This window comes from Psychrobacter sp. H29 (assembly GCF_059073055.1).
Map to the genome: position 1 here is coordinate 2,554,054 of NZ_JCACRY010000001.1, position 12,748 is coordinate 2,566,801.

A 12,748-nucleotide genomic window follows, 5' to 3' on the forward strand; every position below is an offset into this window, starting at 1 on the left:
GTTATGCCTCCTTGCCGTTTGCTACTGGTAGCTTGGCTGCCAATTCGGTTTTAGGTTGAGCGGCCGGTTTTGATTGATTGGCTTGCGCTTCTGCATCATCAATCGTTTGACCGCTCTCTTCACGTAGCATATCTAAATAAGGCTTATAGCCTTGCTCGCCTAACCAAAACTGAATCATGTTACTCACGCCGCGGCTAGTCAGTGTTGCACCGCTGATGCCATCAACCCAGTTTTCTTTTGGATTACCCGCTTTGGTTACACCAGTAGCGACGTCACCATTTTCGTCATAAGACTCGATACCGCTCCACTTTGCACGCCATGCTGGCTCTTCGATACGAGCGCCCAGACCTGGGGTTTCTTTATGCTCATAAAAGCTGATACCTTTGATGGTATTCATGTCGCTCTCAAGCGTTAAGAAACCATAAATCGTACCCCACAGACCGTAGCCTTGAATAGGTAGTACAATCGCCTCTGGCTGACCGGAATCATCTTCTTTGACATAGACTTTGGCATACTTTGGCTTACGACCGATACCAGCAGGATCGTTGTCACCCAAGTCTTCGCTCAAGGCTTGGTTCTTCGTCGCTTGACTGGCGTCATAGGCATTACGATCAGGAATACCAGCAGTTTTTAGCGCATCGTCATCGAGATAAGTGCCTTCGTTTAGATCAATGATTTTCACATCAAAGTCTTTAAAACGTTCAGCAACATCATCGGCGGTATCAGATTCAGCATCATATAGATCAGCAGCAACCAAGATGTTTTTGTTGCGGTCTAAGCGTGCGTTTTCGACTTGTGCAGGCTTTAGACCAACAGCGACCGCTGAGACCAATACTGAGCACACCAAGCATAGCGTCAACGCCACGCTGATGGTTTTTGCGTTATTACTTTTGGGCTTGGACATAACGAACCCTCCGAGCAGTTTGGCGTTTGATGTTTGCTTGAGTCACAAAATAATCAAACAATGGGGCAAATAAGTTGGCAAATAAGATGGCCAGCATGATGCCTTCTGGGAAAGCTGGGTTAATGACACGAATCAATACGGTCATAAAACCAATCAAAATACCATAAGCCCAGCGGCCTTTATTGGTATGTGCAGCTGAAACAGGGTCGGTCGCCATAAAGACCGCACCGAATGCAAAGCCACCAATGACCAGATGCCAGTAGAATGGCAAGCTCATCATCATATTGTCATCAGAGCCGATCATATTGAATACAAGAGAGGTCGCAATCAGACCAACCACACAACCTGCCATGATGCGCCAAGAGGCAATACGTGTCCATAGCAGTACTGCAGCACCCAACAAGATTGCCAGCGTTGATACTTCACCGATACTGCCTTGCATGTTGCCTAAGAACGCATCACTCCACGTGATCGCATTGCCATAGACATCAACGAAGTCTTGAGGAACCACACCAAGCGCGGCAAGACCGAGAGGGGTTGCACCTGAGAATCCATCTACAGCTGTCCATACTGAGTCACCAGACATATAGGCTGGATAAGCAAAGTATAAGAACGCACGACCTGATAGGGCAGGGTTCAGGAAGTTTTTACCGGTACCACCGAACACTTCTTTTGCGACGACTACACCAAAGATAATACCCAAGGCAACTTGCCATAAAGGAATATCTGGTGGTAGACATAGCGCAAACAGAACTGAGGTCACAAAGAAACCTTCGTTAACTTCATGCCCGCGTACGACCGCGAAGATAATCTCACAGAGAATACCAACAGCAAAAGTCACGATATAAATAGGTAAAAACTGCATGGCCCCGTAAACGAAGCTTGCCCAGATACTGTCTGGGTTATAGCCTGCCATGCTAGTGATGACAGTACGCCAGCCGTCGGGCTGTAGACCAAGCTGGGCGATAGCCGTCAGTGCTTGATGACCGATGTTGTACATACCCCAAAACATCGCTGGGAACGTACATAGCCATACCGTAATCATAATACGCTTTAGGTCGATCCCGTCGCGTACATGTGATGAGGCAAATGTCGTTGTACCTGGTTGACGCAGAAACGTATCAAACATCTCAAAAATGGCATAGTACTTTTCGTGTTTGCCGCCTTTGGTGAAAGATGGCTCCATACGATCGAACATATTGTGTAAAAATTTCATCGTGGTTAGCCCTCCAGCTCAATGCGCGTTAAATTATCACGCAAAATATCACCAAACTCATATTTGCCAGGAGATACAAAGGTGCATAGTGCCAAATCTTCTTCATCCAATTCAAGAACGCCCAAATCTACAGCACTAATAATGTCTTCGACAATCAATGCACGTAGTAATTGAGTGGGTAGGTAATCTTGTGGCATGACTTCTTCATAGACACCGATGGGTACCATCGCTCGCGGTGAGCCATTACTTGTCGTGGTGAAGTTGTATTTTTTGCCACCAAAGAACTGCGAAATATAGATAGGCAGCTTTGAAAAGCGGTTTTTACCTGGGCTAAAGAAATGAAACGCTGGGCGCTCATGACCTTCAGTCAGTACACTGATCTGGTTGTGAAAACGACCAAGATAAGCCACATTGTCAAATACCTTGCGACCAGACAACACTGAACCTGAAATAACACGGTTCTCGCCAGCAGCAAGCTTGCCTTTGGTTAATGCCGTAATATCAGCACCGCGCTCGGTTGCAACCAAATGCGGGTTGGTAACCGCAGGACCAGCTAGGCTCAGCATACGGCGAGTATATAGACGACCTGTCGTAAACAGCTTACCAATCGCGATCACGTCTTGATAGCCAACTGTCCACACGGTCGCACCGCGCATAATCGGATGCAAAAAGTGAATGTGCGTACCAGCAAGACCAGCTGGATGTTTTCCAGCAAAACCATGATATTCAGTGACATTATCCGCAGCAGTTTTTGCAACTGGCGTCAGTTTGGCATCACCATGATGACAGATAAAGGTCTTTGGCGTGAGCGTAGACAGTACAGCAAGGCCATCATTGAACGCTTGTAGCTGCTCATTGATCACCAGCATTGGGTCAAGCGCTAATGGGTTGGTATCTGTCGCTGTGACAAAGATAGCGTGTGGACGAGCACCGATTTCTGGTGCGCGGCTATAGGGACGCGTGCGAAACGCTGTCCATTCGCCAGAGGCAATCAGTTGGGTTTCAACGACTTCAGAGTCTAGGTCAGCAAGCTGCTGTGAGTCATAGCGCTCAAAGTCTACTTCTTCACCATTTGGGTCGACCGCAATCACAAGACTCTCAAACACTCGACGCTCGCCACGTTTAACAGCGACGACCTTACCGGCAGCAGGGGCAGTGTAGATGACGCCGACACGTTTTTTATCTTCAAAAACGGGCTGACCTTTGGCTACAATGTCACCTTCTTTGACATTCATTGTAGGTTTCATACCCACATAGTCATAGCCGACAAGTGCTACATGTGTCGGTTGGTGCTCAGATATCTCGCGGGAGGGTTCACCGGTAATGGGCAAATCCAAACCTTTTTTGATGGTAATCATAAGCGAAAACTTAGTCCATAGTCTAAAACGATACCAGACATCCTGTTTGGCACATCGGTAGTATGAAAACCTGTATCACTCAACAGAGCCTTCAACCGTCTATTTCTATATCGAAATAGGGATGAAAGCTCTGTTGGGACAATACATAATCATAACTACTATTAAGAGTATTAACGCTGACCTTAGACTCCTTAACAACACGTTAATGTCTTATTCGAATTACCAAAGTGGCGACTGGCTACCAAGGTGTATGCTAAAACTATTAAGCCAAATTAATCCTCTAAAGCACATTGCTAAAAGAAAGTATTTTGAAAATAACAGTCCTATCACACGTTTCATTGAAATTTAAAACTTGTAACACCAGTATAGGGACCACCTTTATCCAATCAGTATCAGTCAAACATACCTGATTTGTTAGAAGTGTGACCACATAACGATCTATTGAGTAGATGATAAACTGGCTAAAAGATAATCTAGGTCAGCAGGATCACATCGTTGTGATGAGCTGCTACAACGCTAGGTCTAACGGTTCTGATATTGTTGGCTAGTGACAGGAATTTAAAAGGTATCCAATGGGGCTTAATACTGCAGAATCGGTGGTATACAGGCTACCAGATTAGATTTCTATTATAACCTTTTTGGGCAATATATCAGTCAATATCATACGGATACATTCAGCTATTGCTCTTTGTGTCTGAGTCCTCTTAAATTACGACTAAGTAATAATGACTCAACAAAAAGCGTAACACCTGGTTACCATCACATAGAAACAAATAAAAATTTACCTAGGATTATACGCTAAATTGACCTAAAATTGCCAGTCAGTAATGGAATTTAACGAATGTTGGTGGTGATTCCAAATACGAAAACTTATGGTTATGATTGTTTGGTTTCCCTCATTTCCTATTTCTATCTGAGCAGATTTTGACTTTTTTATCTGATTTATAATCTGTCTGTGATTTATACCGCTGTTGAGTGGTGTTTTCTATTATTGTGTAATGCTCTGATATCGTTTGATTTCCAAAAATATGCTTGTCTAAATTTATTACCAATACTGTGCTTTATAAGGAATGCTATATGTGTGCTGTACCTGTCATTATCCCGGCTATTGATTTAAAAGATGGTAAATGTGTACGTTTAAAACAAGGCCGTATGGAAGATGATACGGTATTCTCTGACGATCCAGTTGCGATGGCAGCACGTTGGGTAGATGAAGGCGCACGTCGTCTGCATTTGGTCGATTTGAACGGTGCTTTTGATGGCGTACCCGTGCATAGACAAGTGGTCAATGATATTACCAAAGCCTATCCGAACTTGCCTATTCAGTTGGGCGGCGGAGTGCGTAATATGAATACCATTGAGCAGTACATCACTGCAGGTTTGACTTATATTATCATTGGGACAAAAGCAGTCGAAGATCCTAGTTTTGTCGCAGAAGCTTGCCGTGAGTTTGCAGGACATATTATCGTTGGTATCGATGCCAAAGACGGTATGGTGGCGACACATGGCTGGGCAAATGTTACCGATACCAAGGCAACTGAGCTTGCCAAGCGTTTTGCTGATGTCGGTGTCTCCTCTATTGTGTATACTGATATTGCCCGTGATGGCATGATGCAAGGTGTCAACGTAGAGCAAACCGTCAATTTGGCTCGTGAAGGCGGATTGCCAGTGATTGCCTCAGGTGGCGTTACTGATATAAAAGACATTGAGCTATTGAAGCCTTATGGCGACTGTATCGAAGGTATCATTACTGGCCGTGCTATCTACGAAGGCACATTGAACTTGAGTGAGGCACAGCGCTATCTAGACAGCTAAAGCTCAACAGCTAGTAGAAACGTGACGATACACACTCTGTAACAGCGAAGGATGCTTATGGACACTTATCTTGACCGCCCAAGGATACGTTATCTTCTAAGAGCGTGGGGTCAAATGGTGTTGCTACTCAGCATCTTTTGTACGTTGCCAGCCTATGCTGCTGGTGAAGAGGTTTCTGGTATCGCAGCGGCATTGGGTGTTGAGAGTGCAACATCTGACAGTACAACGACAGCAGATGACGACACGACAGAAACCAATATTTCCACACCGACTTCTGCTCCGCCACCTGCAATCAATGGTGAAAGTACCAACAATGGTCAAATTGAAACCACACCCACCCTCCAAAAAGACAACGACATCCGTCAGCGAATCAATGGAATCTTTTCTGAAATAGAAGGATTACAAGCCGTCACTGTTAATGTTACTCAAGGTGTCGTCACCTTAGCGGGAGAAACTGCCAACGAAAAAAAGGCACAACAAGCTATCAATTTGACCAACCGTTTGACAGACGTCGTGACGGTTGATGACAACATCAACCGTACACTAGACGTCCAAGAAAACGTCTCGACAGTTTATCAGGGTCTAAAAGCGCAACTGGAAAACCTAGTAAAAGCGCTGCCTTTATTGCTGGTTGGTATCGTCATATTTGCACTCGTGACATGGTTTGGTAGTTGGTTATCTAGACGCAAAAAAATGTGGCAGCGCCTTACGCCCAATCCTTTTGTCGCTGAGCTCTTGTCGCAGACCATTAAAGTTATCTTTATTATTTTTGGTCTTATTCTGGCACTGAGCTTGATCGGTGCAGAAACAGTATTGGGCACGTTGCTCGGCGGTGCTGGTGTCATTGGTATCGCTGTTGGTTTTGCGGTCAAAGACACTATCGAAAACTATATTGCCTCACTAATGCTCAGTATCCGTCAGCCATTTCGTGCACGTGATCAAGTAGTGATTAATGGTCAAGAGGGGATTGTGGTTCGTCTGACGTCACGTGCGACGATATTAATGACGCTAGATGGCAATCAGCTGCGTATTCCAAATGCTGAAGTGTTTAAAGGTACGATCTTAAACTATACCAAAAATCCCGAGCGTCGCTTCACCTTTGAGTTGGGTGTGGATGCCAATGATGATCCATTGGCGGCAATCAAAGTAGGGCTGGATGCGATACATACATTAGCATTTGTATTAGAAGAGCCAAAAGCAATTGCGATTATTACCAATGTAGGTGACTCTAATATCGTGCTTGAATTTCAAGTATGGGTTGATCAATCCGAAACGGACTTTTTAAAAGCACGTAGTATTGCCATTCGCGAAACCAAGCATGCGTTAGAAAACGAGGGCTTTAGCTTGCCTGAACCTATTTATCGTCTGAGGTTTAACAACAAATTAGAAAAAGCCTTTGAGCATATGCAGAGTGGTGCGAGTAGTGACAAATCTGATATGACAGTTACGCCAACCATGCCTGATGCACCAGCAAATGATCAACGTCCTGTTGACGATAAAGATAAACAGCAAGCCAAAGCACGAGCCAAGCTTATTTTACAAGGCCGCAGCGTTGATGATGTTCTCGATGCTCGCCCTGATGACAAGCTAATGGAAAAAGTCGAGCAAGAGATTGCTCAAAGCTCAGATGAGACGGATTTACTCAATAACAATAGTCCGCAAGAGTAAACCCTATTAGATAATAGACAGTCTAATCCCCTGTGGGCATGACGGACTGTAATGCGCTATCAGCAGCAACAAGATCATATTGACTAAAAACCTCAATACCATGCTTTCTCAGTAGCGCTGCCGTCACGCCCATACCTGCTATCTTATTATTGCTAAAATGGCCGTTGTATATGGTATTACTACCACAAGAAGGGCTGCTTTCAGTCAGCACTGCTACTTTAATATGATGTTTTTGACACAGTGCCAATGCCAACTGAGCCCCTTTTTTGAAATACACGCTTACATCAGTGCCTGTCTCTTCTATAACCTCCGATTTACCCAGCCAGACATCAGTACCATCACCGCGTACGATCTCTGCAGGCGCTCTTGGTATGCTCATACCTGCGTCGACCTCTGGACACACTAAAACCAGTCGTCCTTCTATTTGCCACCGTGTCAGAAGGTCACTGGCTGCTGCTAATCCCTTGCCATTGTATCGTACAGGTTTGCCCAACAGACAAGCGCTGACCAGTACCTTTTCCATAAATGTTCCTTATCTCATTTTCAGTTGCTTTGTTTTTTGAGCGGCGTTGATTGATAGTATCAGACCACCCTTATTAATGTTATTTGTGTTTATCACATTTTGAGGTTACTGCTCTAACATGTTTTTTAACAAGCGATATCTATTAAGCTTTCGTCCGCATAAGTAACTATGGCGATCTGCATGTTGTTTTTCATTTTATTTACTATTACTGATATTCAGTTACTGCTTCACAAGATAGGCACAAAAAGTGCAACGAAACCCGTATTTGATGGTGAGTCAAACACGGGGTTTTTTATGGAAATGAAACATGTCATTATATTTGCAGTGATTGGCATAGTCGCACTGTTGGGCTTTAATATCATAAACGGTAACAGTCGCGAGAAAAATAGGGAGGTTGCCGTCAGTACTGTCGCTACTGATTCAGCTACTGATGCAGATAGTACTCAGGACAACGCGGCAGCTATTACTAGTAAGCCACTTGGCGAACAGCCAAAAGCTATGCTAGACGATGCCACTAACAAAATCAATCAAGCGCAGCAATCTGAGCAAGATCGCTTGGATCAAATGAATAATACACAGTAATCATCGACTTATCTTATAGTTGAAGTGCACATAAATAAAAAGGGCCAACGATAACGTTAGCCCTTTTTATTTGTAGTATTGCAATCTCAGTTACGGATTAGCTTTTTTTGCTAGACCCTCTGCGATTATTACTTCTCTTCGCAGGACTCTTTTTAGGCTGATCTTTTTTAGCAGGCTGTTTCTTTGACTGGTTCATGGCACTCGACTGCAATTTTTCTTTTAAATCAAAATCAATTTGCAGTAGGTCCATGTTCACGCCAGCAACTTGTACTTTGACTGAGTCACCAAGCCCAAATAATGTACCTTTGTCTTTACCGATAAGCTGTTGCTGCTGCTCATCATAGACAAAGAAGTCATCACCGACGTTTGAGATATGTACCAAACCATCGATGTATAAGTCAGTCAATGTAACAAACAGACCAAAACTAGTAACCGTAGTCACTACACCTTCAAACTCTTCACCAACATGGTCAGTCATGTAATGACACTTGAGCCATGACTCTACAAATCGTGACGCCTTTTCTGCACGGCGTTCTGTGTCTGAGGTCTGCGTACCAGCACCTTCAAGCGAGAAGTCCATAACAGGCTGCTTGCTGTTCGTTACTTGCGCCTTGATACCACGATGCAGCATCAGATCTGGGTAACGGCGAATAGGCGAGGTAAAGTGGCTATATTCGTCATAAGCCAAGCCAAAGTGACCAATATTGTCAGGTGCATAGTTTGCTTGCATCATCGAACGTAGTAGCATGCTATGAATACTGATTGCATCTGGTCTGTCTTTGGTCGCTTCAATAATCCGCTGATAATCCGCTTGCGTTGGGTTCTCTTCTGGGAACGGCAAGCCAAAGTTTTTTGCATATTCATGGATACGCATCGACTTCTCGTTATCAGGCTTATCATGGTTACGATATAAGACTGGTAACTCGTGTTTAAGCGCAAAGTTAGCCGCACAGGTGTTAGCAAGGAGCATACATTCTTCGATTAGCTTTTGAGAGTCACCACGAGTGCGTGGCAAAATCGCTTCGATGCCACCTTTTTCGTTGAACTTGATGTACGTTTCAACCGTTTCAAATTCCATTGCATGACGTTCTTCACGCTTTTTGAGCAGTAGTTCATACAACTGATGTAGGGTATCAACAGACTTTTTAACGTCTTTATTACCTGTCAGTGACTTAGGTAGTCTCTTATCATTCGGGTTCACCAAATAATCGTTCACTTGATTATAGGTTAGACGGGCTTGTGAGTGCATCACTGACGGATAGAACTCATATCCAGTCACTTTACCAGCGCGTGATATCTTGATATCAGCAACCATACATAGACGATCTAGATTAGGATTCAGTGAGCACAGACCATTAGAGAGCACTTCAGGTAGCATCGGAATCACGCGATGCGGGAAGTATACGGACGTACCGCGCTCATAAGCATCTTGGTCTAGTGGTGAATTTGGCGTGACATAGTAGCTAACATCAGCAATTGCAACCACCACACGGTAGTTACCACCTGAGCGCTTCTCGGCAAATACAGCATCATCGAAATCACGAGCATCTTCGCCATCGATAGTGACAAGCGGTAGATGGCGCAAGTCTTTACGACCTTTGATATCATTTTCAGTTGGTTCTTGATAGTCACCAGCTTGCTTGAGCGCGGCCTCACTAAACTCTGATGGAATATCATAGTTAAGAAGGGTTGTTTCGATGATTAGTTCACGATCATTATCGTCAGATAGGACTTCAGTGATTTTACCTGTACCAAACTCATGCTGGTTTGGCCAGTCAATAATATCGACTTTGACAGGTGCGCCTTGCTTAGCACTTAGTGCTTGTACATTTTCATCAGTAACGGTAATTGGCTGATGGTTGTTTGGACTACCAAGCTCCACGCAGTAGCCGTCTTCATCACGTGCAAGCGTCCCAATGAAGTTGTTTTGGCGACGTTCAACCACATCGACGATGCGACCTTCAGTGCGACCACGATTGTCTGTTGATGTACCGACAGCTTCTACCGTATCGCCATTGAATACCCAGCGCATTTGCTTTTCATGCAAAAACAAATCTGGCATATCACTCAATACCACAAACCCAAAACCCTTTGGATGTGCAGACACCATACCTGTGACGATATCTTGCTTAGTAACTGTGCGATAGCGATAAGGACGGCCTTCACGGTTTACTTGTCCATCACGTGCCATTGCTTTTAGGCGATTGCCTAGAGCATCAAATTGGTCAGGATCATCGATATTAAAGGCTTTTGCCAATTGTTGATGTGTGACTTCCCCATGTTCATTAATCGTACTGAGTATCAGTTCGCGACTAGGAATCGGGTTGTCATATTTTTTTGCCTCACTCGAGGCGTTTGGATCATTCCAACTCATAAATTACCGTATCTATTTTTAAGACTATTAATAGGGGCTATCTTAACACGAACGACGGCGCAATATCTTGCGTCAATTTTCTTATGTGTATTCGATAGCAGGAAGCAGCCAACTTTTAGTGACTGCTATGTAGATAAATCAAATATCAATATCGACACTGTTTGATTGGTTAGTGATTTTTTTGCTATCCAGCTCTTTTGAAACTTCGAGCACCGTGGTTTGATTTGATTTATCCAAATATTTTTGTGCTTTATCTACTTCAGTGGTCAAGGTATTGACCGTTTGCTTCATATTTTCTAGCGCTTCAATTTTATAGTTACTGATCATGTCCATAGTGTCATAGACATTATTGAAGGCGTTTTGCAGTTTATCAAGCTCAATGCTACTGCTGGTCGCCTGCTCGTGAATCTCACCTGACTGACGCTTGAGCATCGCTGAAGTTGATTCAATCAAACTACTGGTGGTTTTATTCAATGCAGTGATTTGATCTAATACCAATTTTTGATTGGTCATTGCTTGGGCAACGACAACAGCCGTGCGTAATGCAGACACAGTAGTCGTGGTTGCGCGATCAACACCTTTAATCAGCTCTAAGTTATTACGGCGAATAGTATCAAGCGCCAAATAGCCTTGCACATTCACTGCTAACTGAGTTAAAAAATCAGTGTTTTTTTGACGGACATAGAACAACATCTCTTCTTTAATGATGCGCGCTTTTTCTGGATCTGTTGCTTCTATCGCATAGACCTTCTGCTCAAGTTGCTCATCAATCTTTTTGCCAACGTAGACATACTGGCGAATAGACTGCATCAACTCCCACATATTGACTTTTTCTTGCTCAATCATTGCATTGTCTTTAAGCAATTCATCTTTACCATTGTAGAGACTGGTCACAACGGCATTGATGTGTGACTGCGCTGACTCATACTGACGAAAATAATCTTGCACTTTATTACCGAATGGAATGAGACCGAACAACTTGCGCGAGCTAGTCAGTTCTTTTTTGCTCGGATCTAAGTCTTCTACAATCCCGCGTAGTTCCGTCAATGATTTAGCGATAGGAGAGTTGTCGAATAAACTGTCATTGAGACTTTTTGCAGGCAAATCTAACATTCGATTAGATACTTGTGCAGATTCACGAATCTCTTTGGTACCTAGATTATGAATAGACTGCACATTCTGTCGAAACTCATCGCTATGCACAGAGTTGGTAAGCACATGATCAACAAAAGCATCAACCTTGGCATCGAGCTCAGGAATTTGGCTTTCATCCAATTTGACCATCTGATCTGCTTCACTTTTCTGTATTTCTTTGACAGGTTCAGGTGCTGTTAGAGAGATACTGGGAGTTGTAGCGTTTTCTGGTGGCGTCAATTCTTGCATGAAATATCCTCTGATATCGGAGAAGGGAAGTGTTTTTTGTCAACGACTCTGACAGTCGTGGTATACATTGTTTTTATTTATACACTTAGCTTTTTTACACTTATAAATTATCTTTAGCTCATACTAATTTTTATCGAATGATCACTAGTGACTGCTAAATACTGACGAGCAAACATAACTAGACCTTTAGATTACCGTGTAATCAGAAAGTTGAGAAGGTGGATTTTGTAAAATAGCGTCAGTCAATGATGCTAGGCTATTTATGTTCAATATAGCTATGTTTATTACAGCAGTTTTTGAGTCCACATAATAAAAAACCATCAATATCCCGCAGCATATTGATGGTTAGAGTTATAAATAGCTATATAGACTAACAGCCACCACTCAAAGCAATCCAATAGACAGATTACTTTTTCTTAGTGGGTCCAAGCAGCATACCCATCTGACGACCTTCCATCTTAGGGTACTGTTCGACGTTTGAGATATCAGCAGTATCTTCAATGATACGATCAAGTTGTTTGCGACCGATATCTTGGTGCGCCATTTCACGTCCGCGGAAACGGATGCTAATTTTAACTTTGTCTTGATCTTCCAAGAAGCTCACGATTTTTCTCAGTTTAACCTGATAATCGGCCTCTTCGGTACTAGGACGTAGCTTCATCTCTTTAAGCTGAGTCTGCTTTTGGTTTTTCTTAGCTTCTTTAGCCTTTTGCTTTTGATCATAGAGGAAATGCTTATAATCCATGATCTTACATACTGGCGGCTTAGCTTCAGGAACTAATTCAACCAAATCTAGATTTTCATCACGTGCCGCTTTCATCGCGGTTGCGATATCAACCACGCCCATTTGCTCGCCATCTTCTTTAACGAGACGGACTTCTTTGACATTGATATCTTCGTTGATGTTCAAACGGTTGGACTGTTT

The 12,748-nt window shown here is 43.4% G+C and carries 10 protein-coding genes; 3 read left to right on the forward strand and 7 right to left on the reverse strand.

All coding sequences use genetic code 11. The features are described from left to right. Window position 1: 1 nt before the first annotated feature. Genes AC5JP1_RS10390 through AC5JP1_RS10400 form a run of 3 tightly spaced genes read right to left on the reverse strand, consistent with a single transcriptional unit; the run spans window position 2 to window position 3,478 of the window. Window positions 2-904, reverse strand: coding sequence for a Na(+)-translocating NADH-quinone reductase subunit C (locus AC5JP1_RS10390; RefSeq protein WP_493844065.1), 903 nt, complete (start codon window positions 902-904; stop codon window positions 2-4). Continuing rightward, complete coding sequence (locus tag AC5JP1_RS10395; protein WP_443524861.1) at window positions 885-2,120, reverse strand: NADH:ubiquinone reductase (Na(+)-transporting) subunit B; 1,236 nt, start codon at window positions 2,118-2,120, stop codon at window positions 885-887. Before AC5JP1_RS10395 ends, AC5JP1_RS10390 begins: the two co-directional genes overlap by 20 nt. A gap of 5 nt (window positions 2,121-2,125) precedes the next feature. Beyond that, window positions 2,126-3,478 carry a Na(+)-translocating NADH-quinone reductase subunit A gene (locus tag AC5JP1_RS10400; protein ID WP_493844066.1) on the reverse strand — a complete coding sequence of 451 codons (1,353 nt, stop codon included), beginning with the start codon at window positions 3,476-3,478 and terminating at the stop codon, window positions 2,126-2,128. A 1,077-nt stretch (window positions 3,479-4,555) separates the two neighbouring features. Between AC5JP1_RS10400 and hisA the strand changes: the two genes are divergently transcribed. Both hisA and AC5JP1_RS10410 read left to right on the forward strand, forming a co-directional pair. Next, window positions 4,556-5,293 carry a 1-(5-phosphoribosyl)-5-[(5-phosphoribosylamino)methylideneamino]imidazole-4-carboxamide isomerase gene (hisA, locus tag AC5JP1_RS10405; RefSeq protein ID WP_493844067.1) on the forward strand — a complete coding sequence of 246 codons (738 nt, stop codon included), beginning with the start codon at window positions 4,556-4,558 and terminating at the stop codon, window positions 5,291-5,293. 57 nt (window positions 5,294-5,350) lie between these two features. Next, the gene (locus AC5JP1_RS10410) at window positions 5,351-6,961 is read left to right on the forward strand and encodes a mechanosensitive ion channel domain-containing protein (RefSeq protein WP_493844068.1); all 1,611 of its coding nucleotides are present in this window, start codon (window positions 5,351-5,353) and stop codon (window positions 6,959-6,961) included. Window positions 6,962-6,983: 22 nt separating this feature from the next. Here the strand turns inward: AC5JP1_RS10410 and AC5JP1_RS10415 are convergent, their stop codons facing one another. Then, window positions 6,984-7,484 (reverse strand): 2-thiouracil desulfurase family protein, encoded by a 501-nt coding sequence (locus tag AC5JP1_RS10415; protein ID WP_493844069.1) that lies wholly within the window; start codon window positions 7,482-7,484, stop codon window positions 6,984-6,986. 294 nt (window positions 7,485-7,778) lie between these two features. Here AC5JP1_RS10415 and AC5JP1_RS10420 point away from each other — a divergent pair, with 294 nt between their 5' ends. Beyond that, complete coding sequence (locus AC5JP1_RS10420; protein WP_493844070.1) at window positions 7,779-8,066, forward strand: hypothetical protein; 288 nt, start codon at window positions 7,779-7,781, stop codon at window positions 8,064-8,066. A gap of 97 nt (window positions 8,067-8,163) precedes the next feature. On the opposite strand, the gene rnr is transcribed toward AC5JP1_RS10420, so the two are convergent. The 3 genes from rnr to infC form a co-directional block, all read right to left on the reverse strand. Further along, window positions 8,164-10,440: a ribonuclease R gene (rnr, locus tag AC5JP1_RS10425; RefSeq protein WP_493844071.1), complete on the reverse strand. Its 2,277-nt coding sequence runs from the start codon at window positions 10,438-10,440 to the stop codon at window positions 8,164-8,166. 138 nt (window positions 10,441-10,578) lie between these two features. Then, window positions 10,579-11,823 (reverse strand): toxic anion resistance protein, encoded by a 1,245-nt coding sequence (locus AC5JP1_RS10430; RefSeq protein WP_493844072.1) that lies wholly within the window; start codon window positions 11,821-11,823, stop codon window positions 10,579-10,581. Window positions 11,824-12,229: 406 nt separating this feature from the next. After that, on the reverse strand, window positions 12,230-12,733 hold the full coding sequence (infC, locus tag AC5JP1_RS10435; RefSeq protein ID WP_057762155.1) for a translation initiation factor IF-3: 504 nt from the start codon (window positions 12,731-12,733) through the stop codon (window positions 12,230-12,232). Between the last annotated feature and the right edge of the window lie 15 nt (window positions 12,734-12,748).